Annotated in this window: 20 protein-coding genes; 13 read left to right on the top strand and 7 right to left on the bottom strand. The window is 35.7% G+C overall.

Features of this window, described 5'->3' with window-relative positions; all coding sequences use genetic code 11:
- Positions 1 to 52 precede the first annotated feature (52 nt).
- The 4 genes from DPQ89_RS12320 to DPQ89_RS12305 form a co-directional block, all read right to left on the bottom strand.
- Positions 53 to 541 (bottom strand): TraR/DksA C4-type zinc finger protein, encoded by a 489-nt coding sequence (locus DPQ89_RS12320; RefSeq protein WP_127717316.1) that lies wholly within the window; start codon positions 539 to 541, stop codon positions 53 to 55.
- 174 nt (positions 542 to 715) lie between these two features.
- Positions 716 to 1,219 (bottom strand): TraR/DksA C4-type zinc finger protein, encoded by a 504-nt coding sequence (locus DPQ89_RS12315; RefSeq protein ID WP_127717315.1) that lies wholly within the window; start codon positions 1,217 to 1,219, stop codon positions 716 to 718.
- A gap of 241 nt (positions 1,220 to 1,460) precedes the next feature.
- Complete coding sequence (locus DPQ89_RS12310) at positions 1,461 to 3,227, bottom strand: CRTAC1 family protein (protein WP_127717314.1); 1,767 nt, start codon at positions 3,225 to 3,227, stop codon at positions 1,461 to 1,463.
- Positions 3,228 to 3,230: 3 nt separating this feature from the next.
- Positions 3,231 to 5,027, bottom strand: coding sequence for an acyl-CoA dehydrogenase family protein (locus tag DPQ89_RS12305; RefSeq protein ID WP_127717313.1), 1,797 nt, complete (start codon positions 5,025 to 5,027; stop codon positions 3,231 to 3,233).
- A 216-nt stretch (positions 5,028 to 5,243) separates the two neighbouring features.
- Between DPQ89_RS12305 and DPQ89_RS12300 the strand changes: the two genes are divergently transcribed.
- The 13 genes from DPQ89_RS12300 to DPQ89_RS12240 all read left to right on the top strand — a co-directional run bounded on the left by DPQ89_RS12300 (position 5,244) and on the right by DPQ89_RS12240 (position 20,350).
- On the top strand, positions 5,244 to 6,878 hold the full coding sequence (locus DPQ89_RS12300; RefSeq protein ID WP_127717312.1) for a PDZ domain-containing protein: 1,635 nt from the start codon (positions 5,244 to 5,246) through the stop codon (positions 6,876 to 6,878).
- 20 nt (positions 6,879 to 6,898) lie between these two features.
- On the top strand, positions 6,899 to 9,253 hold the full coding sequence (gene gspD, locus DPQ89_RS12295) for a type II secretion system secretin GspD (protein ID WP_127717311.1): 2,355 nt from the start codon (positions 6,899 to 6,901) through the stop codon (positions 9,251 to 9,253).
- 9 nt (positions 9,254 to 9,262) lie between these two features.
- Positions 9,263 to 11,014 (top strand): type II secretion system ATPase GspE, encoded by a 1,752-nt coding sequence (gspE, locus tag DPQ89_RS12290; protein ID WP_127717310.1) that lies wholly within the window; start codon positions 9,263 to 9,265, stop codon positions 11,012 to 11,014.
- A complete protein-coding gene (gene gspF, locus DPQ89_RS12285; RefSeq protein WP_127717309.1) occupies positions 11,014 to 12,231 on the top strand; it encodes a type II secretion system inner membrane protein GspF in 1,218 nt (405 codons plus the stop codon). The genes gspE and gspF overlap by 1 nt, the downstream gene beginning before the upstream one ends.
- A gap of 18 nt (positions 12,232 to 12,249) precedes the next feature.
- Entirely contained in the window at positions 12,250 to 12,705 is a 456-nt protein-coding gene (gspG, locus tag DPQ89_RS12280) for a type II secretion system major pseudopilin GspG (protein ID WP_127717308.1), read from the top strand.
- Between the two features lie 5 nt (positions 12,706 to 12,710).
- Complete coding sequence (locus DPQ89_RS12275) at positions 12,711 to 13,385, top strand: Tfp pilus assembly protein FimT/FimU (protein ID WP_127717307.1); 675 nt, start codon at positions 12,711 to 12,713, stop codon at positions 13,383 to 13,385.
- A complete protein-coding gene (locus tag DPQ89_RS12270) occupies positions 13,370 to 13,879 on the top strand; it encodes a prepilin-type N-terminal cleavage/methylation domain-containing protein (protein ID WP_127717306.1) in 510 nt (169 codons plus the stop codon). The genes DPQ89_RS12275 and DPQ89_RS12270 overlap by 16 nt, the downstream gene beginning before the upstream one ends.
- Positions 13,876 to 14,790 (top strand): prepilin-type N-terminal cleavage/methylation domain-containing protein, encoded by a 915-nt coding sequence (locus DPQ89_RS12265; protein WP_127717305.1) that lies wholly within the window; start codon positions 13,876 to 13,878, stop codon positions 14,788 to 14,790. Before DPQ89_RS12270 ends, DPQ89_RS12265 begins: the two co-directional genes overlap by 4 nt.
- Positions 14,777 to 16,153: a hypothetical protein gene (locus tag DPQ89_RS12260; protein ID WP_127717304.1), complete on the top strand. Its 1,377-nt coding sequence runs from the start codon at positions 14,777 to 14,779 to the stop codon at positions 16,151 to 16,153. Before DPQ89_RS12265 ends, DPQ89_RS12260 begins: the two co-directional genes overlap by 14 nt.
- A gap of 81 nt (positions 16,154 to 16,234) precedes the next feature.
- Positions 16,235 to 17,812, top strand: coding sequence for a pilus assembly protein PilM (gene pilM, locus DPQ89_RS12255; protein WP_127717303.1), 1,578 nt, complete (start codon positions 16,235 to 16,237; stop codon positions 17,810 to 17,812).
- A complete protein-coding gene (locus DPQ89_RS12250) occupies positions 17,809 to 18,426 on the top strand; it encodes a hypothetical protein (protein WP_127717302.1) in 618 nt (205 codons plus the stop codon). Before pilM ends, DPQ89_RS12250 begins: the two co-directional genes overlap by 4 nt.
- Positions 18,426 to 19,361 carry a type II secretion system protein GspN gene (gspN, locus tag DPQ89_RS12245; RefSeq protein WP_127717301.1) on the top strand — a complete coding sequence of 312 codons (936 nt, stop codon included), beginning with the start codon at positions 18,426 to 18,428 and terminating at the stop codon, positions 19,359 to 19,361. The genes DPQ89_RS12250 and gspN overlap by 1 nt, the downstream gene beginning before the upstream one ends.
- A gap of 41 nt (positions 19,362 to 19,402) precedes the next feature.
- A complete protein-coding gene (locus DPQ89_RS12240; protein WP_127717300.1) occupies positions 19,403 to 20,350 on the top strand; it encodes a polyprenyl synthetase family protein in 948 nt (315 codons plus the stop codon).
- Here the strand turns inward: DPQ89_RS12240 and DPQ89_RS12235 are convergent.
- From DPQ89_RS12235 to DPQ89_RS12225, 3 genes are all read right to left on the bottom strand, one after another.
- The gene (locus DPQ89_RS12235) at positions 20,309 to 20,740 is read right to left on the bottom strand and encodes a MerR family transcriptional regulator (RefSeq protein WP_127717298.1); all 432 of its coding nucleotides are present in this window, start codon (positions 20,738 to 20,740) and stop codon (positions 20,309 to 20,311) included. The two genes, DPQ89_RS12240 and DPQ89_RS12235, sit on opposite strands and share 42 nt — an antisense overlap.
- A 41-nt stretch (positions 20,741 to 20,781) precedes the next feature.
- Positions 20,782 to 21,195 carry an integration host factor subunit alpha gene (locus DPQ89_RS12230; protein ID WP_127717296.1) on the bottom strand — a complete coding sequence of 138 codons (414 nt, stop codon included), beginning with the start codon at positions 21,193 to 21,195 and terminating at the stop codon, positions 20,782 to 20,784.
- Between the two features lie 181 nt (positions 21,196 to 21,376).
- The gene (locus DPQ89_RS12225; protein ID WP_127717294.1) at positions 21,377 to 22,831 is read right to left on the bottom strand and encodes a LamG domain-containing protein; all 1,455 of its coding nucleotides are present in this window, start codon (positions 22,829 to 22,831) and stop codon (positions 21,377 to 21,379) included.
- Between the last annotated feature and the right edge of the window lie 29 nt (positions 22,832 to 22,860).

The raw sequence follows: 22,860 nt of genomic DNA, 5'->3' as shown, positions 1-22,860 counted from the left end.
GAAATAAACTCTTTATAAAAAAACTCCTCCCATCATAGGAGGAGCACAAATACTAGTTCACAGAACGACCTAATAACATTTTTTCAGGGAGAACCCGTTGCTCTAAGATCTCTCCAGAGACAAGGGACTTTACGGCCTCTAGATTTTGATTGATAATCTCTCTTCCGTGAGTATGGCTACGCTTTAAATAAGCGACATTTTCTTCTTTACGCTCAAGCTCTTCTTTACAATTAATACAAAGCTCCGCAGTTGGTCTCGCTCTCAATCTTTTAATGCCTATTTCCTCGGCACATTCCTCACACTCTCCGAAACTACCAGCTTCAATTCTTGCTAGAGCGGCATCAATTTTCTTCATAAAGAAGTTTTGTCTGCCATGAAGTTTAAGTTGTAATTGCTCATCTCTTTGCTTTATAGATAAGTCTATCTCATCACCTGAATTGTCTTGAGCGGCCAATTGATCAAGTTTATACTTTTCTAATTCATTGATTCGCTTCATTTCATTAAATAAAATTTTAAACTCTTCTAATCTTCTTGCATCCATGTCATCTCCGATGTGATGTAGGAGAAGTTGTTCTTAACTTCTCTTAAGCTCAAAACAAGAATAACAAAGATATTGCACTCAATTGCCCGCAACGAGTAAAGACTATGTCAAGTTTATGTAAAAAAGGCCTAGAATATCTAGGCCTTAGTATTTCCTTAATTATTTTTAGATTTTTTAAAGACCAATCCCCATATAAGACTTAGTCTCACTACTCTTTGCACTTAGCGTGACAATATTATCATCACCAGGGTTAGTATTTAGTAGAGAGGACTTAATATTTTCATTAACAATCTCTTTACCATGAGTATGACTTCTCTTTTGGTAAAGAACTTGATCTTCTCCTCTTTCTTGCTCTTCTTTACAACAAATACACATCGTGGCAGTTGGTCTAGCAAAGAGCCTATCTGTAGAGATATCTGCACCACAATCTAGACACTCTCCAAAAGTTCCATTATTAACTCTCTCAAGTGCTGCATCAATTTTCTTCATATAGAATTGCTGTCTACCTCTTAACTTTATGAGCAGCTGATTTTCTCTTTCTCTTAAAGTCTGATCTACTTCATCACCACTTGTAGCGACAAGGGACTGATCTACTTCTCTACCGAGATTCTCTAGAGTATTATTTCTTTTAATCTCCATAAAAAGTAGTTTGAATTGTTCTAGAGTTTTGCTGTCCATAGTAATCTCCTATATGTAATTAACCTTCATAGTTTTTTGTTTCGAGTAATCATCCTGATATGCTCTTTGGAAATCCGCCATCCTAGTGGTTTCCAGTTGTGAACACATATTCCAATTTCCGTGCCAAGTTTTTAGGAGTAAATATATCGACACCAAGGGTCAAAAAGGGATTTTAGGACAAATTGATACTGAATTGAGAGACAAAAAAGCTCCAACGAGATCTATTTAGATGGATTCTTAACTATTTACAGGACTTTCGCCCTAAGATGAAGCTACCGCTCTCACACAGAGTTATATCCTGGTGACGGTCAAAGTGCAGTCCACTAAGGTCGTAAACTCTCTTTAGAGGAAGTTGTCGCTTTGCAAGTATTGGCCAAGTTACAGTAACTGACTCAAGCGCATTCTTTATATCAAGGCCAAAGTGCATTCCAAATTCACTTTGAGAAGGTTGTGGGCCTGTTAAGTACTCAACCCATCTCTTTTGAGTAAAGTTTGCAGTCTTCACTTCAATCATAGAACCCCAGCCATTAGTATTGGCCTTCTTTCCTTCAAGGTAAAGTCTAATTGATCTACGCCCTTCTCTTAACATTTTATTTCTATAAACATAGATACGGCTAGGTATATCAGATTTTCTTATATTACTTTGACCAGTAATGAAGTCCATATTGCCATCACGGTCTACATCTATAGTAATAACACCTGATGGATTTAAAATATCGATCTTCGCGTCTTTGGCAAAATCTTCAAAGCCGTGATCGGCCAACTGTTCAAAATAAATTAATCTAGTGTATGGAGGATGACCTGAGTTTTCAACTAGAACGTCTATTAGCCCATCGTTGTTAAAATCAGTAAACACCGCTCTTCTATCACTATGAGTCCAAACTTCTTTATCATCATCTTCAACATATTCAGATCTAAGAAATTTTGGAGGAAAGCTATTAGTACTCCCCGTCAGAAACGATGAACGATCTTTATTTTCAGAATCATAGGAGTGCGAAGATTCGCCGACCATAATATCAATAATCCCATCATTATTATAATCAGTACAAAGAGAGAATAATGTATTGCCACCACCCCTAGAGTCTAGCAATCCAAATGAATCTCTACTAAAACCAGAAATTTCACCGAAGTCTTTAAAAATTCTATCTTTGTTCTTACTATCGTAGAGGTTGAGCCACATCTTGTTGTCGTGCCCGCCAGAAGAAGAAGTTAGAATATCAGGGAATCCGTTTTGATCGACATCACAAGTGCTAGTAGAGAAAGTAGGCTTCGCATTTACATAAGCATTATTGGCCTTACTAAAGCGACTCTCCTCCTCTAAGAGGTAGCTAACTTCCTTATAATCAAAATTCTTATAACCTTTATATAGACGATCTGGAGAAACTCTTGGAGGGCTCTTGGTATAATCAAGCCAGTTGCCTTCGTAAACATCAATATTCCCATCTAAGTCATAATCTATTAGTGAGATAGAAGAAGTAGGTCTTGGAGTGAGTTTTTTCTTAGAAGGTATTTGCTTATAGTAGACTCTACCTTGTTTTTTATAACCTTTAAAAACCTTCAGAGCTTCTCTAGGGAGCGAAGACTTAAGATTTAATGTTCCAGCTATCAAATCTAAAATACCATCTTTATTAACATCAAAGAATGATAAGTAACTTGCCCGAACAGTCATTTCAAAAGGATTGTAATCAAGTAGCTTATATTTCTTTGTCTCAGGAACGTAGATGAAGAATTTTGGTTGAGAGTAGAATAACGGCAAAGTCACAAGATCAGTATAACCATCTAAATCAAAATCAATGGCATATAACTGCGTTGCACTTTCTCCCATCAATCCTACTTGTTCAGTAATGTCTTCAAAGTAAGTTCCTGAACCTTGATAAGTCGGACCAGAAGGAATTGAAACCTTTACCGGAGCTGGCTTCTTTTTTTCTTTTTTAAATAGCCGTGGAATTTTTTCCAAAGTTCCACAGCTAGTTACAAGAATAAGTGTTAAAAGTAAGTATTTAGTCATTCATTAATAATCGATGATATCTAATCCATAACCGTCATAGCTACATACTGCGGCCGAGACTTCTTTAGTTAGTTTATCATAGTTATTAGTCATACCTTTTAAATTCGCAACGAATTTCTGTTTAGACTCTTTAATTACTAATTTAGTCATTCCAAGAACGTAATCTTTTTTATCTTGAGGAACATCGTCTTTTTCTAAGATCGCTGTTGTTCTAGAAATTACACAAAGAATAACGTATAGCTCAACTGCCATATTAGAAAGTCTTCCTTGAGGATATTCGTTTCCAATAATATTCTTACCGTACTTGATAAGCGTATTCTCTACTTGAATTGCAAATGAAGCCATTAAAGAGGAGAAGTTATTGGCATACTCTTCTAGCTCTGGATGAGCTTTAGTCAACGCCTTAGAAGCAATCATTTTAGAAATTCTATTCTTTGCAAAGTCAGAAAGAACACCTAATGACTTAATAGGATCTTTAAGTGCCGACGCTACATCAGAAACTTTCCCAAGATCTTTTAAATTCTCTGATGGACCTTTAATACCTGAAAGAGCTAAGAAACATCTTAAAATCTCATTAGTCCCTTCGAAAATAAGATTAATTCTAGAGTCTCTCATGATTCTTTCATAAGGATACTCTTTCATATAACCATTACCCGCCGCAATCTGAAGTCCAGTATCAACAACACTCCAAAGGGATTCAGAACCATAGATCTTACAAATAGCCGTTTCCAAGAAGTAGTTATCCATTCCCTTAATCATATTTCCAGTAGTCATGTAAACTATACTTTCTGTTGCATAACAACGAGCTGCCATAAATGCTAACTTCTCTTGTATTAGACCAAAGTCACTTATAGGAGCTCCAAATTGCTGTCTTCCCTTAGCATGTTCAGTGGCCATCTTTAGAATAGTCTTCATTCCACCAACGCAACCTGCTCCAAGAGAAAGTCTACCAGAGTTGAGAACGTTCATGGCGATCTTAAATCCCTTACCTAGTTCTCCTAAAACATTTTCCGCAGGAACTCTAACTTTATCGAGATAAACAGCACGAGTCTCAGATGCTCTGATTCCCATTTTATTTTCTTTCTCACCAAAAGTTACACCTTCCATATCTTTTTCAACGATAAAACAAGAAATCTTCTCAACAGTTTCTCCGTCTTTTTCATGATCTGTTTTACAGAAAACAGTATAGAAATTAGCAGTTCCAGCATTTGTAATCCAAAGCTTTTGTCCTGTAATTGTATATGAACCATCATCGTTTAAAGTAGCTTTTGTCTTTATCGAATAAGCATCCGACCCTGAACCTGGCTCAGTTAAACAAAATGAAGCTAATTGCTCACCGCTTGCTAAAGCTGGAAGCCACTTCGCTTTTTGCTCCGGAGTCCCTTCGTTTAAAAGTGCTCGATAACCAATTGATTGGTGCGCACCAAGCATTGTAGCTGTAGAACCATCCATCGATGCCACTTCAGCAAAAACTCTAGAGTAAAGAGAGTAATCAAGCTCCATTCCCCCAAACTCTTCCGGTACCGCAAGTCCACAAAGACCTAACTCGGCCAACCCTTGAATTACTTCATCAGGAATCTTCGCCTCATGGTCAAACTTCTCACCATCAATTGCATCTTCACCATACTTAGAAATAGCAGAACACATCTCTTTGGCCATCTCTACTTGATCATTACTGAAATGTGGAAAAGGAAAAACAGCATCCTCGTTGATCTCACCAAAAAATAGGCTCCCTACAACCGAGTCAAACGCTCCACCATCTTTATCCACATTGTACTTAGAATCAGTTTCATCACTCATTTTAAATCCTTAGACTTCATTTATTAATTGCAAAAATTTTAACTCTTTATAGTGAAATGTGACAACAATAAAAAATAACCGACCAATTCAATCAGAAGATAGGCAAAAAAAACCGAATAAAGTTACTTGAAGCATATAGTCTAAACCCTTAAAATAGTAATGATAATAAAGATATAAGATAAAAAAATTTACTTTACTAAAAAGCTGGATCTTTTAATGACGAAAAAGAAAAAAGGAATTTTCTCAAAACTCAAAGAAAAGTTTTCTAAATCAGATGTTGAATTTGAAGATGAATACGAATTTGAAGATGAACTCGAAGAAGAGTATGAAGAGGAATACCTTGAACAAGAAGTTGGAGATTCAACTGGTGAGATAAAAGTATCTGAAGAGTTATTAGCGAAATCTAGTGAAGGAACAAATCATAATATAACTTTTGATTCCCTCGAAAAAGATGAAGACGAAATTGAAGACCTACTCAACCACAGAGATGACACAGAAGATGTTCCATCAATACAGGCCGACAGCGAACAAGACGATGAAGAGGAAGAAGAATTCTTCCCTACTGAGTTTAAGGTTAGTGAGCAACAAAAAGAAGAATTGAGTGAGCTTGAAGCCCCAGTCGAACAAAGCCTCTCTGAAGAAGAATTACATGATGATCAAGAGTACGAAGAAGTAGAACAAGAGGATGAAGAGTACGAAGAATACGAAGACGAACTCTACGAAGCTCATCCACCAAAACAAAGTGTTCAACAGAGATTTACAAATTTTCTTTCTAATATGAAAGATAAATTTCCTAAAAAAACACAAAGTAATATCGCTTTTGATGGCGGAACTATTGATGATAGCGAAGCTGGACTTAAGCCTAAAGTAAATATTGATGCACTTAAAAGTTTTTCATGGCCTCTTTTTGTAGAGAAGTCTTTTTCACCTGATACAAGACAAGTTATTCATAGGACTTTTTTAACGACTCTAATTCTTAGTGGAACGTATTATACTGGAAAGTTACTGGCAAGTTCAGTATCTGCTAAGTTTGTTCCTACCGAAGCAAAAACATCACCTCGTGTTGCTATTGCCCCAGTGGACAGCATGAGAGATCAAGGAAAAAGTATTGCCCAGGCCAACCTATTCAACACGATAGATCCACTTAAAACAGTAGAACCTAAAAAAGATGAAGGCCCAAAAATTGATGAGAAATTAGTTTGTGTAAAATCTAATAAAAAGTCCAAATTAAGAATCACACTTGTAAATACTATTGTTCTTCAAGACTCTGTAAAGTCTATTGCAGCAGTTCAACTTAGGGGAAAGAATGACATTCTAAGTATTCGAGAGGGAGATAGAATTCAATCAGATGCTCAGGTAGGAAAAATAGATAGAATGAAACTTGTATTTAAAAATCTAAATACTGGTGAATGTGAATATGTTGAGACTAAAGGACGGGAACCAAGAAATCCTAAACCAATTAATGTGGTTAGCAAAAAAAGAGGCGCACCACTATTAAATAAGTATAAAGACTCACGTATTAAGAATGTAGGAAACAACTTTAAGATTCAAAAGAAAGTAAGAGATGAAATGCTCTCTAATATAAGCGAAGTTCTAACTCAGGCTAGGGCCATTCAAATCAAAAACCCTGATGGAAGTCTCTCATTTAAAATGACAGAAGTTGTACCGGGATCTATCTACAGTAAATTAAATATCCAAGATGGAGATATTATTACTGGAATTAATGGAAAGAAATTTAACAATTTAAATGAAATTATGAATCTATTTGGAAAAATCAAAGAGGTTGACCAACTAGAACTATCTCTAAAGAGAGATGGTGTTGAACAAAATTTAGAATATAACTTTGAGTAAAACTCCAGGGACCGGAATTTATGAAAAATGCGACAATGACTGTTAGTACCTTTTTAACTATTGCTTTAATGGCAACTGCGCCTGCACAAGTAATGGCACAATTTAAACCTGGAAAGTTTAAATCTAAAACAAAGTACAATACTTCTAATAAATCTGCTACAAGCCTTATTAAGACTAAAGATGGATCAAGCGATTTCTTTGGTAGATCAAGTGACTCTTCTGAGATAGATGCATCTAAAGATAAGAAGTACGTTAACTTAAATCCAGAAACAGCATTTGGGCCTGAAGTTATTACGAGCTTTGATTTCCCTGATACTTCCCTAACCGACTTAACTAAGCACATGCAAAAGTTGACAGGAATTAATCTTATTTTAGATAAAGACCTAAAGGGTAAAGTTTCAATAATGGCACCTACAGCAATTACTGTGGGAGATGCATGGAAGGCCTATTTGACGGCCTTGAACTTAAACGGATATACGCTTGTAAAGTCTGGTTCTTTTTACAAAATCGTTAACGCTAGAGATATTAGATATACTCCAACAAAGATTTATACAGGAAATTTCACTCCTAATACTGACAACTATGTCATGAGAATTCTACCTCTAAAGAATATTAACTCTACTGAGGTAACTCGTTCATTTAGACCATTTATGTCTCGTTACGGTAGAATTATCGACATCAAGCAAACCAATACAATTATTGTACAAGATACTGGTGCTAATATTAATAGACTAACTAGGCTTATTAAGTTTATTGATGTACCAGGACACGAAGAATCTCTTCAGATCATGCCAGTTAAAAACTCTTCTGCGCAAGAAATTGCAAAGTTGCTTGATCAAATCTTTAAAGGAACTAAATCGAATTCAAAAGTTAGAACATCTAGCTCAAAGTCGACTCTTGTGTCTGATATAAAGTTAATTGCAGAACCAAGAACAAACTCAATTATCGCAATGACCAATGCAGAAGGTGCAAAACAACTTAGTGCCTTAATTGCGAAACTAGATGTAAAGCTAGTAAATTCTAGCTCTGGTCAAATTCATGTTTATTATTTAAATCATGGAACAAGTGAGACTCTAGCTAAGACTCTATCTAGCCTTGTCAGTTCAGCAAAGCCTGCAACGACGTCAAAGTCTAGGTTCTCAAAGCTTTCTAGCTCAAGTGATTCAAGCACTCTATTCAATGCTGAAGTTAAGATCACTTCAGACAAAGAAAATAATGCAATTGTTGTTACTGCCTCACCTACTGATTATCTAACGATCAAAGAAGTTATTAAGAAGCTAGATCGTCCAAGAGATCAGGTTTTTGTTGAAGGTATGATCATGGAAACGTCCGTAACAAAAGACCAAGGGTTTGGTGTTAATATTATCGGCGCTTACGGATCAGGGGCAACGGATAAAGCTGGATTCATTGGTAATGGAGGCGATTTATTTAATGTAATGACAAATAATATCACTGCACTTGGTGGACTATTCGTTGGTGGTGGTACCGGAGCAACTGTAACTCAAAATGTTGGTGGTACTGAAGTTAAAATTAAATCTGTTTCAGGTCTGATCACAGCAATAGCGGCCAATGCAGGAACAAATGTCTTAGCAACACCTCAAATTATGGCGCTAGATAATGAAGAAGCTATTTTTGAAGTTGGTGAAAGTATTCCAACAGCTGAAAGAACAAATGCTGCAAATGGATCATCTTCGACGTCAATTAAACAACAAAAAGTTGCTCTGACATTAAAGATTACTCCACAAGTAAATAAGGTAACGAGATTTATCAAACTTAAAATTGACCAGAAGATTGATGATTTCTCAAATAGATCACTCCCTTCTTCAGTTCAAAGTGAAGGTGTTGCAACGACGACAAGAAGTGCGATCACTTCTGTAGTTGTAAGAGATAGAGATACTATTGCAATGGGTGGTTTAATGAGAGATAAAGAAGCTGACATCACTTCTAAAGTCCCTCTTCTAGGAGATATTCCTGTACTTGGATGGCTCTTTAAGAATACGAAGAAAAGTGTAGAAAAGGTTAACCTTCTATTTTTCTTAACTCCTAAGATCATTGATGTGTACAACACGGCCAATGCTAAGAATGTTCAAGATCAACTAAATAGAAGAAGTACGCATTTAAAGAATGCATTGGGTGAGAAAGATCCATTCGCATCTACTGCTAAAGGTCTATATGATAAGGCCAAGAGACAAGAAGAAGGCCCTCTTTATGATGAAGAAGAAGCTGGAAAGTATAGAAGAGAAAATGAAGGACCAGGTATTGGAGATGACAAAAAGAAGATGGAAGACCCTCTTCTTGGAGACTCTGAACAAGTTCCAAACTATAATGTAATTGTACAAAAAGTTAAATCTAAAGCTTCGGCAACACAAAAATAAGGGGCTGTTTTGAAAATTTCAGAACACATGCTAGAGAAAGTTGAAGGACAAAAGGAGATGATTGGTCAGCTCCTTCTTCAACATACTACTCTTACAGAAGACCAACTTACAGAAGCACTTCATATTCAAGAAGAATCTGGAATGCTAATTGGTGAAATTCTTCTTAAAAAGAACTATATTCATCCGCACGATATAATTAAAGTTATTTGTCATCAGGTAAATATCCCATATATTACTGAGATAAATGTAGATGATATTGATCCTAATATTACATTTCAAATTCCGATCAACTATGCAAAAAGTCATGAGGTTCTTCCCCTACTAGAAACTGACTATACAATATCAGTGGCATTAACGGACCCATTTAATTTTGATGCGATTAACGACATCAGAGAAATCTTTAAAAAAGAGGTAAAGCTAGTAGTAGCTCATCCAATGAAGATTTCAGAAGCAATTAACAGAGTCTATGAAAAGGCCAATAGAAATATAGTTGACTCGCTAGAAGATGAATTTGAAGAGTCTCTCGACCTTGATGGACCAATCGATATTTTAGATGCAGGTGCTGACGAAGCGCCAGTTATTCGTTTTGTAAACTCGATCATTTTTAGAGCAGTAAAAGAAGGTGCTTCAGATATACATATCGAGCCTTATGAAAAAGAAACAGTTTACCGCTTTAGAATAAATCGAGTGATGAGAGAAGTTCTTAGGCAACCTATTAAAACTCACTCTGCCGTAAGTTCACGTATAAAAGTTATGGCAAAGCTTGATATTGCAGAAAAGAGATTGCCTCAAGATGGTCGTATTCCAATTAAGATGGCAGGTAAAGATATTGATATTCGTCTCTCTACTGTTCCAATCCAAAACGGTGAAAGAATAGTTATGAGGGTACTTGAAAAGAGTAATACAGTCTTAAAACTTGAACACCTTGGTTTTCATGGAAATGTTCTAAAGCAATTGCAAGAACTCGGATCTAGAAAACATGGAGTTGTCTATGTTTCAGGACCAACTGGTCACGGTAAAACAACTACCCTATTCGCGATGTTAGATGAGATCAATACTCCAGATAAAATGATTATTACAGTAGAAGATCCTGTAGAATATGAAGTTCCAGGTATATCGCAAATTCAGGTTAATCATAAAATTGACCTCTCATTTGCCATTGCATTGAGATCGATACTTAGACAGAACCCTGATGTAATTATGGTTGGGGAAACAAGAGATTTAGAAACTGCAGAAATGGCAATTCAAGCATCTCTAACAGGTCACTTTGTTCTTTCAACAGTGCATACAAATGATTCATTTTCGGCTCCTGGTCGACTCATTGACATGGGAGTTCAGCCCTTTCTAATTGCATCTTCACTGGCCGGAGTTTTGGCCCAAAGGCTAATCAGGACTTTATGTAATAACTGTAAAGTTCCACATAAGCCTACTCAATTTGATATGGAGATGATGGGCGTTAGAAATATTCCACCTGATGCAACAATTTTTAAGCCAAAAGGTTGCCCTAAGTGTAACTATGACGGATTTAATAGTATGACTGTTGTATCAGAGTTACTCGTTATTGATGACATTGTAAGGCCGCTCATTCTAAAGAAGGCCGACTCTGGAACTATAAAGAAGGCAGCAGTAAAAAGTGGTATGCAAACATTAAGAAGTGATGCTCTTTCAAAAGTATTTAAAGGAATAACATCCATAGATGAAATGGTTAGGGCCATCAATGAAGAAGATCATCACGACGATCATCAGCAGGATAAGAGTTAATGGCGATTTACGCTTATAAAGGTCTAGATAAAACTGGTAAAGAAATTAAGAGCTCTGTAAATGCAGAGAGTCTTACTACCGCCAAGTCTAAAATCCGCTCTAGTGGAGTCATGCTCATTGAAATAAGTGAGCAGAAGTCTCAAAATAAGAACTCTTCTAGTGGCTCAGGTTTAAGCTTTGGTCAAACAGTTTCAATTCAAGACTTGTCTCTCATGACAAGACAGCTTGCAACACTTATTAAGGCAAAGATACAAATTGTCGAGGCCTTTAGTGCCCTAGTTGATCAAACAGATAATCAAAAGCTAAAAATTATTTTGGCAGAAATCAAACAAAAAGTTAATGAAGGTTCTTCACTAGCAAAAGCATTATCAGACTATCCAAAAGTATTCGATAATGTCTATGTCAATATGGTTGAGGCAGGTGAATCCTCAGGGACACTGCAAGTTGTCCTCCTAAAGCTTGCTGACTTTACAGAAGCACAGGTGAAGTTAAAAAATAAAGTTAAAGGAGCAATGACCTATCCAATAATTATGATTGGTGTTGGCTCACTTATGATGGGAATCATTTTCATTTTTGTTATTCCTAAAATAACCAAGATTTTTGACACAATGAAAAAGGAACTTCCAATTCAAACGCAAATTTGTATCTGGATATCAGAATTTCTAAAAGGATACTGGTGGGCGGTTATTCTAGCAGTTATTTTTGGAAGTATGTTCTTTAAAAAGTATATCACCTCTAAAAAAGGAAAATTTAAATGGGACAAGCTCCTATTAAAACTTCCAGTTATCGGAGAGCTTGTGATGATGGTCAATGTCAGTCGGTTTTGCTCAACTTTAGCGACTCTTCTAAACTCTGGCGTTCCAATTATGGCAGCACTAAAGATTGTTAAGAACTTGATTGGTAATGTACATATGCAAAATGCTGTAGAAGAAGCAAGGGTTAATGTCTCAGAAGGTGCTTCATTATCGGCCCCACTGGCACGTTCAGGTCTTTTTCCAACAATGGTGACACATATGATGACACTGGGAGAAAAAGCTGGTGAACTAGAAGATATGCTATTGATTATATCTGAAAATTATGAAGATCAAGTAGAAGGAAAACTTAATGGACTAACCTCTGTCTTAGAGCCTATAATGTTAGTCGGTATGGGTATCGCTGTTGCCTTTATCATTTTCTCAGTTGTTGTTCCAATGATGGAGCTCAACTCAATTAATTAACTTTTAAAAGGAGACATAATGAAAAAAGAGAGCATGAAACAAATGCTAAGACAATCAGGTGGTTTCTCACTGATTGAAATTCTAATCGCCTTAACACTCTTGGGTATCGCTGGTACTTTTGTTGCCGGAAAGATCTTTGACCAATTAACAGAAGGACAAAGAAAATCTGCCAATATTCAAATGAAGAGTTTAAAGTCTGTACTACAAGACTATAGAAGAAAATGTGGAACATATCCAACAACAGATCAGGGTCTAGAAGCACTTATTCAAAAACCAAGTGGTGGAAAAGAGTGTAAGAACTACCCTCCTGAAGGATTCATGGACGCTGCAGAAGTTCCAAGAGATCCGTGGGATGAAGAATTCTTCTACGAATCTGATGGAAGAAGCTTCAATATTTGGACATATGGACCAGATAGAACTGAAGGCGGAGAAGGTACTGACGAAGATATGCACCTCAATAAGAAGAAAAACTAGATTTAATGAATAAAACTATAACAAGTAATGATAGAGGGTTCACACTAATAGAAATGTTAGTGGCCCTCCTACTTGTTACTATTGTCCTAACTGTCGTAACTGGTACCAGTTTTTCTACTCGACGAAACTTAGACGAAGCACTTAATGATATTGAAAGAGGGATTCGATTCTCTGCTGATGAAGCGGCCCTTAGAAATGCAATGATTAGAATCAATTTTAATCTTGATGAAGATCCACAAAAATGGAGCGTAGAGTTTGGACCAGATGGAAACTTTGTGCTGCCAGCATCTAAAAAAACTCTTGTGCAAAGTAGAGAGGAAGAAGATGAAGAAAAGTCGAAAAAAAAGGCTCTAGACAAGAAGTTTTCAAGCGTAAAAGAATTTGAAGATGGACAGAAAGATATACCTCCAGGTGTACGTATTATTGGAATAGGTACAACTCTCAATCAGGCCATGGTTCTCAATGGCGAAAATGCCCTCTATATTTATCCCACGGGAGAAAAAGATAGTGCTATAATTGTTGTAGCAACAGATGATGAATTAGCGTCAATAACAGTCTCCCCTTTTACGATAGATCTTAAAAGGAAGTACTATTCGATAGATTTAGAATCTGAAGGCGATATAACTGACAAACAAGTCGAAATGGCAGAAGAAATCTATCAAGAATGGTTAAAAGAATAAAAAAAATATTTATCAATCAAGCTGGCTTTACTCTTATTGAAGTCATGATCTCTCTTGCTATTTTCTCAGTCTTTGTAACTGCCTACCTGACCGCTCAAGGTTATAATGTCACAGACAGTACAGTGATGAGAGATGAACTAAGTCTTAAAAGATTCGCTGAGCAAAAGATTAATGAATTAATTATTGATCCACCAGAGCTAAAAGAGTCTCTCACTTTAAAGGCCGACGCTGGAAAGTTTAAAGAAGACGAGAGTTTTAGCTATGAAGTTAAATATACTAAATTTGAATTACCAGATTTTCAAAAAATAATGGGAACGACCGAAGAAGATCAAGACCCAAGTCAGAAGAAAATTTTTGAAAATGTAAAAAAGAACCTCGAAAAAATAATTTGGCAAGTAGAAGTAACAGTAAAGAACGAAAACACTGATAGAAACTACTCTGTGAGCACTTGGTTATATAACCATCAAGCACAGATTCAATTTGAGCAGCTATGAAGAAAGTTTCTAAAAATAGAAATTTATCAAATCAAGAAGGCTTTACTCTCATTGAAGTATTGATCGCTATTACGGTTTTGGCCCTTCTTATGTCTATGATGTATACAATTGTCCAAAATAGTACAGAGACAAAAGACAAGATCATTTCAGAAGATCGTGATTCCTTACAATTAGTAACGGCCCTAGAAAGATTAGAAACAGATATATCTCAAATCTACTCTCCAATGTATTTCAATGCTGCATATTCAAAGAATGAGAATCAAGACCAAGACGAGCCAACTCCAACGGATACAACAAATACAAAAGACCCTCTTAGCACTTACGAGCCTAGCGAGAGATTTCCAGCAATTTCTACGGCCGGAGATATTATTCCGGCATTTCTTAATGAATCAAAAACAGAACTAGTCTTTATGTCAACTTCTAATAGGAGAATTCGCGAAGACTCTAAACAGTCTCGTTTTAACTGGATTCGCTACTCTATTCGATCGATCTCAGAAGAGTCTCTAAAAACAGGTGTACAGTATGAGCTTGTTAGATCTGTCGAGAGTGAAAATATTTTTAAAAAAGATTTTAACTGGGATAAAATTAAAGAACATGTCCTGTTAAAGGATTTAAAATCATTCCAATTTCAATTCTGGAATAAAGAAACAAAGAAGTTTGTGGACTCTATTGCAGAACTTGCAATTGATAGAGAGACTCCTAGAATAATAAAAGTAAAGATGGTCTGGATTAATAAAGATAATAATGAAATTGAGATTGAAAGAACATTTAGACCTTTGTTTCCGCTATTTGATACTGAAAAAGATGAAAAAGCAAAGAAGACAGAAACAGCGAAAGACCCTGACTCAAATCCATCTAATGGTGGAAATTTAGGAAGTAACGTTAAAGATAGTGATGATGAACAAGAGTAATACTAAAACCATTTCTAATAATGAATCTGGTATGGCCATCATGATGGTTATGTCTGTCATTGCCATTTTGGCCTTTCTACTGGCCGACTTCACTTTCGAGTCTAAGATAAATAAGATTAAAATTTATAATCAACAAGATAAATTTCAAGCAAGACTAAATGCGGAGGCGGGACTAAATTTTGCGATGGCAAAACTTAAACTCTATCAAGAAGGTCGAAACTTAATAGAGAAAAATAAGCAGCTAAAAGAACTTATTAAACCTTCTGTATTAGAAAATGTTGTCACGATGGACTTTGCTGTTCCATTAGAGCTGCCTGGAGCATTAGATGCCCAACAAAAATCAGCTCTAGCGGACTTTGAAAAAAATAATATGATCAAAGGCAGAATGACTGTTTCAATGAGCTCTGTATCAGGCTTTTTAAATCCTAATAATTTGAGAGTTTCCCCTAGCACAGATACGGATAACCCAGACGCTGATTCGCAAGACGAAGATAAGAAGAAAACGTCACCTGACGCCTATATTGAAAATAAATTAGTGGAAACCCTTCAAGATGCACTTGATAAAGAAAAAGAAACCAATGAAAACTATGATGCTGTCTATGGCAATGTTAATGCCGAGCTTCTTATTAAAGAGTTAAAATTCTATGTAAATGATCAGAAGAATTTCAATGATATCGAAAGGGCCGAAATAGAAGCAAATTATCTCGCTCAGGATGTACAACCAAAGCATGCCCCTCTTAACTCCATAGATGAGTTAAATATGTTACTAGGTTGGAACGATAGCATTATTAAGCTCTTTGATGGAAAGCTCACGGCACATGAAGTCAGTATCATCCCTGTAAATGAAATCACGCAGGATCAACTAAAAATTCTCTTTCCTTCTATAACTCCGATTCAATCAGAGGAGTTCTTTAAGTATAGAGATGGAGATGAGGAGCTACAAATAAAGGCCCAGGAGTTTAAATCTGAAAAAGACTTTAAAGAGCTAGTGGTCAATAAATTGGCAATAGTCGATGATCAAACATATGAAGATAGAAAAAAAGAGTTTGATCAGGCAGGACTTAAAATTGCGGTTGCAGGAAAGCTCTACAAAATAGTTTCTAAAGGTTTCTTTGGTCGTGCAGAATATAGCATAACAGCTTTTGCTGACCTACCTATCAAGCCTCAATTAAAGACGGAAGAAGAAAAGAAGAAAGAGGCCGAGGCAGCAAAGAAAGAAGCTTCCAAAGATCCATCTGACCCTGATGCTGATCCCGATAAACTGCTTGATGAGCCTGGAGAAGACCCAGATGAAGAAAAGAAAGAAGAAGAGCAAATTATCGAATTACTAGCTCCAAGAATTATCGAAATAAGAATTGAGTAAAACGCTCAACAAATATAGATTGGACATTATTTCCTAGATAAATACGAGGCAATTTTCTAATGATTCTGGTAATATATTACTATGAATATACTAGCAATTGACCTTGGTACTTACTCGGTAAAATTTTTTGAATGTCGCTTAGAAAGAAAACAACTTAAGTATTTAGGGCATAGAGAAATTGTCATCTCTAAAATTAGAGCACAATTTGATCCTGACACTACAGTTAATGAAATTCACAATGAAATTATCAGAAGTTACTTAAAACAATCAGAGTTTGAGGGTAAGATCATCTATCAAATTCAAGATAACTTCACGACTTCTAGGTACCTTGAACTTCCTGTTAACAACAGAAAGAAAGCTGAACAGATGGTTCCTTTCTTATTAGAAGAAAATATTCCATATTCGCTTTCGGATATTCATTACACTTCTACTTTGATAAAGCACGGTGAGAACTTCTCTGCTCTAGTTAGTATTGCACAACTGGATTACTTCGATAACTACTATAGCTACTTAGAAGAAACTGGAACACTGCCTGGAATCTTAACGACAGAAATGGGTGTGATTCAGAGCTTTATAGATCAAAAAGAGTATACGGGTTCATTTTGTATAATTGACATTGGTCACGAATCTACAAATGCCTACTTCATTCATAACAAAGAAGTCATTTCCTCTCACTTAACAAACCTAGGTGGAAAAGTTTTAGATGATATCATCTCATCAACTTATCAAATACCTCTTGATGAAGCAGTTATCTACAAGCACGAGAATTGTTTTTTCTTAACAGAAGACCAGCTCTCTGATGTTACTGAAGAACAAAGAGACTTTGCGACACTAATGGCGCAGTCAATTATGCCTCTTATCTTAGACCTAAAGAGATGGGAGCTAGGATATAGAGTTAAGTTCGGTAACCCTATTAATAAAATCTTCTTAACTGGTGGTAGTTCAAATATAAATAATATTGAAAACTTCCTTACTTCACACCTAAATATTAAAGTTGAAAAGTTCAAAACTGATAAAATTAAAGATTTGCCTTCAGCAAAGAGACAAAGCTTTCTTCTATCTTACATGATGGCCGCAGCGCAAAGATCATCAACACAAATACCAAACTTTTTGACTGGAAACTATACTAGTGGATTTTCAGATTCAATCTCATTACACTCAGTTTCTTTTATCTTTACAAGAGTAATGGCCGTTTGTGCTATGCTCATTTGCTTTATGGTAGTTGAGAGAAGCTTTATTCTACAAAAAGAATCACGCTCCCTTGATAGTAAAATTAAAAAGCTTATTAAATACGAAGCCCTCTCCGTTTCAAGACGTGATCAGAAAAAATACAATAGAGATCCTAAGCAAATTCTCTCTATTGTGAAAAAGAAGAACTCAGTAGTTAAACAAGAAATAAAAACGATTATGTCTGCTTCAGAAGTAAACGCTGCCATACCACTTATTCAAATAAGTGAATATATCTCGCGAAATGAATTAATTAATATGGAACTCTTCGAGAATAAGGGTGGTAACGTTCGAATTCACTTTAGCTCTAAAGAACCTAAAGAACTTGAAGCACTACAGACACATTTAAAAAATGGACCATTTAACGACTTAAATATTGAGTTAAAAAAGAATGCTAGAACAATGGTCATTAAATTTACGGAAAATATATGAGAAAGAAAGTCATAAAACAAATAGATGATTTTATTTTTAAGCAGCTAGATGCATTCAAAGAAAGCCCGGCCAAGGCCAAAATTGATGAAACAATGAACTCACTTAGTGAGCAGCAGTTAAAGATTGTTTCACAAGCAGGTTCTTATCTACTCATACTAGTTCCAATATTTGTCATGCTAGCTTTCTTTATCTCTAACTCAATGTTAAAGAGTACAATTGAAACAAAAGCGAGTATACTCGAAGAAATTCAATTCTTCATTGCTAAGAAAAATGAAGTAGAAAGAGTTGGTTCTAGAATTATTTCTCCTCACCAAGTTTTAAATAGAAATGATCTAAATCAAAGACTTAACAGGCTTGCACAAAGAAAGAGTATCTCACCTAGCAATATATCGGTAGCGAGTTTTGAACCATTAGAACAATCAGGAAATATCTCTAAATCAGAAGCTATGATTACAGTTAAGCTACTCACTTCTGCTAACCTCTCTGATCTTATCATTGGTCTTTTACAGGCCGAAAAAGTGAAAATCGAAGAGATCGTATTAAAGCGAGATACAACTAAATCCCTCATTAGTGGAACGATTAAAATTACACATTATGGAAAGGTTGCAAAATAATGGTTAAGTTAAAAGTACAACCGAATGAATTACCAGAAGAGATTTATGAACAAAGTCGACTTACAATAACGAAAATAGTTATTGCAGCAGTAGTTCTTTTTTTCTTGGCCTTTTTCTTTAATTTTCCTATTTCAAAAATAATTAAAACATCAGTTGTTAATGCACTTGCAACAAATAGGGCCTGTCCTATCACTTATGATGACCTAAGAATTGAATGGTTTACTCCAAAAATTATTTTGAAAAAGCCTGTCATAAGTGGAGTTTGCTTCAATAATCCCGGTGGAATGATGAAGCTAAATGATCTTGCTCTAAGCTTACAGATGCCGAGTGTTTGGCCAATTGGATTGAAGTTTCATACAAAAATTAAGCACAAGCTTACGGTTCTTAATATCTACCCAACAATTGGAATGAACCGACAAGTGATCAAAATTGACAAGTCTTCAATCTCCCATGAAACGCTACTTGCATTACTTGGTAAGAAATCACTTAAATTCAGTGGAGACTTTGAAATAGAGGCCTTAGTAAATATCAACCAAGGTAATCTTACCTCAGGAGATGTAATTATAAGTTCAACAAATCTCAATATACCTCCTCAAAATGTCGCGGGCCTCGTAGATCTTCCAGCACTACCAATTAGTCAGTTACAAATAAAATCTAGTGTTAACGCTAAGAACTTGATTGAGCTTAAAGATATAAGGATTGGTAACTCTAACTCACCTATCATTGCTCTTATAGATGGCAATATCAAACTAAACCCTCACAATACAGATAACTCGACACTAGATTTAGTAGGAGAAGTTAAGTTTTCGCAAACAATCTTAGAAAGTTTCGCTCTACTTAACGCAATGCTAAGCGGCAGACAACCCAGCGACAAAGGCTTCTACAAATTTAAAGTCGGAGGAAGACTTTCTTCACCAGTTCCTAGTTTCCAATAAATACAATTTTTGATAAGTTCACAGCCTAACAAGGCTAAATTATGGAATTATCAAAAATTGTCAAAAACCTAGAGACTCACGTCAACTCGCTTATTCCTAATCACTCATTTTCTGAAGTGTATAGATATGGAACGCTTCCTCCAGGAAAAGTCTTTAGACCCCAACTGGTATGTTCAGTTTACAAAGATTTTTTAGGGCTTGAAAATTTTGACTTCCTTAATAATCACAAAAACTCAATTAACTTTCTAGCAAGCTCCGTTGAGGTTCATCACGCCTATACATTACTGCATGACGATCTTCCATGCATGGATGATGATGACCAAAGAAGAGGAAAGCCATCGGCGCATATAAAGTTCAATGAATGGAAAGCGCTTTTGGCCGGAGATGGTCTTTTAAGCGCTTCTTTTGCCCTTCTGGGCAAGTACAAAGGCACAAACCTCTCACTAGTCCTAAGACTCTACTCATGGGCGCTAGGCCCTAAAGGACTTATCCAAGGACAGGTTCTCGATCTTAGTGAAGAGATGACTCTTAGTTTTGAAAACCTTTTAAGAACTCATGAATATAAAACGGCCAGACTGATTCAGGTATCCATGTTGCTAGGTCTTTGGTGCGCAATGGATGAAAAAGGTAGTAAATCTTACTACCAAGAGTCTAAAAATATTTTCAGACTAGGACATAGTATAGGTATTGTATTTCAACTTTTAGATGACCTCACAGAACTTGTTGATGAAAAATTAACTGACCATGAGGTAAAAGTTAATCCATGGATCAACTCGTTTAACGAAAATTGCTATCAAACAATTTTAAAAGAGCTCTCTAGTATTGAAAAAATGTTAAATAGTGGAAAGTTAAATTCGACAAGAGAAGTTCTATCAAACTACTTTAAGAAAATTGAATCTATGATAATCAAAGATAGAACTAATATTGAATCACACACTAAGAAGGACTTATTGCCAGTTATTTCTCTGCTTCAAAGTATCAACACTTGAAATTAAAGAATTTAACTTAGCTTTTGCCATCACAAGCTTTTGAATATCAGAATCAGAAAGACTTCTTGAAAATCTCTCAGGCCTAGCATGGGCCTCAGGCTCGACTAGTTCTTGTTCATCTTCTTGTGTTTGAGAAAAGTGTTGTAAATCAAGTTCACGTTTAGCGTGGTCAATTGTTAATTTATCATCGAAGAGTAACTTCTTGATATAAGCAATTGCTTCAATATCTTTATGTTCGTAAAGCTTTTGACCTGAAGAGGATAAGATCGGAGAAATTTGTTCAAATTCAGTTTCCCAAAATCTTAAAACGTATGGCTTAACACCTGTTAAAGAACACACTTCATTTAACTTGAAATGCGATTTATTTGGAATCTCAATTTGAGCACTCATACTTCCCCCGAAATGTATGTAGAGTTCCTCAGAACTCTATTCTAATCAAAGTCTAAATCATCACCACTGATATCTTCAGTGTTATTCATAAATGAACTTAAAGCACGAGATGAACCTTCCTTAGCAGGCAATGAAGTATCTTCATTTCCTTTATCATCAAGTCTATGAGAGTAACGTGCAGTTACATCTTCTTTTAGTACTTGTGATGGCTTGAAAGTCAAAACACGTCTTGCAGAGATTTCCATCGAGTTTCCAGTTTGTGGATTACGACCTACTCTTGTTGCTTTGTCTCTAATTGAAAAGTTTCCGAAACCAGAAATTTTTACTTTTTCGCCTCTTGCTAACGTATCCTTAATAACCTTGAATACAAGATCAACTAAGTCAGCTGCTTCCTTCTTGGAAAACCCAGCTTCTTTATAAACACGCTCAACAATGTCGGCTTTAGTAAGACTCATACTTCCTCCGTGAATTAAAGTCTAATGCAAAATCCATATATATTAATAGGTTAACAAAGAACTCAATAGATTACTATAAAAATATTAAGTAGATACGAATTTCCCCATTAAAGTTAACTAAAAGAGCATTAGCCGAGAAATATACTCAGGAATAAAGTGCCGAAAATGTGAATCCAAGAGCTTACTCTACTAGCAAGAAGCTTTGCTTAGAGTAAGAATCATAGAAAGAATTATCACTATCTTTTTTATGATCCCCAAGTCTCCACCAATGATTAATGAAGGTAGAAGATGTGTGCAATTTTATATTTCCTGGAACACCAGAATTATACACTTCTCTAATATCTTTTTTACTAAGAGATCGGGACCAGATACTTACTTCATCTAAATCTCCACTATAGAAGTAACCTTGACCATTATAAGAGCCCAAGACAACAGGATGAGCACCAAGGCCAGAAAACTCCCCAGTGTATTGAAGAGATTTTTCTCCATCAATATAAACAATAAATCCTTTCTTAGACTTTGTTACAGCAAAGTGGTGCCAAACCCCATCATCATACTCAAAGTCCACTTCGTTAGAAATATAATTTGTACCATTATGTAGACCCATGACAACTTTCCCTTTTTTAAGAGACAAGTTCAAGGCACTACCGGGACTGGCTTCACGGTGGAAGTTAATTAGCCTCTTATCTTGCTGATCAATCAACGTTCTAAACCATAAAGAGACAGTAAAGTTTTTATCATTTAAAACTTCATTTGATGGAGCAAAGCTATAACCCATTGATCCATCAAAGAATGCGAATTTTTTATTCTTTCCAGAGAATGTTTCATTCATCTGCTCAAGCTCATCAACTTTTGATATCCACTTAAGCTCTTTTAGATGTCTAGAAGCTTTCTTTCTTGCAATTTTATGATTCAACTTAACCAATTCAATTTGCTCATTAGTCTTAAGAATTTTATTCTTAATCCCTTCTCTGGCCTTATCGGTCTTAGCTGCCCTGAATTTCTTTTTTAACGTTCTCTTTCTTTCCTGATACTTTTTAAGCGCTTTAGAATATTTTTCTTCCATATTCTTTTGATTGTAATAGACACGTTTATGATTATGAAAGAGTTGATAGAATGGTCTCTTTTCGCTATTTAATATTGAATTTATATCAAACTGAACTTCAGCAAAGACCAAATCATAAATAGAAACTTCCGCATCTTTGACACTGGCCCCTCTGGCGTCTGCTCCAAAGAAATTATAGTGAGAAAATTTATAGTTTTCAGATTCAACGGCAGCGGGAATATTACATTCAAGTGAGTCTGACTCACCTCTTGCTTCAACTGCGTCTATATCAAAACACTTCCCCGACTCAATATCAAAGTGGTAATTAGATGCTTTATTTAATGCCTCAATGCGCTCCTCAAGTGGTTTTAAGAAAATAGGATCAGTTACTCTAAATTTTCTAAGAAAACTCTTTCTACTGATAACTTCAGTCACTTCACTAGGGTTTACAATATCACCCTCAGGGATATCTTTACTTACCTCTTCGATGATATTTGCAATGGCCTGTTCATCTTCACTAGAACAACTAATGAGAAATAAATTGCTAAGAATTAAAAATACAAATAAGGACTGATTAAAATATTTTTTCATACCTACCTCTTCGGATAATATGAAGATAG

The sequence above is a fragment of the Halobacteriovorax sp. HLS genome, from assembly GCF_004006665.1.
Classification (GTDB): domain Bacteria; phylum Bdellovibrionota; class Bacteriovoracia; order Bacteriovoracales; family Bacteriovoracaceae; genus Halobacteriovorax.
The sequence above is the reverse complement of the archived record's forward strand: the minus strand, read 5'-3'. Positions and strand labels throughout refer to the sequence as shown.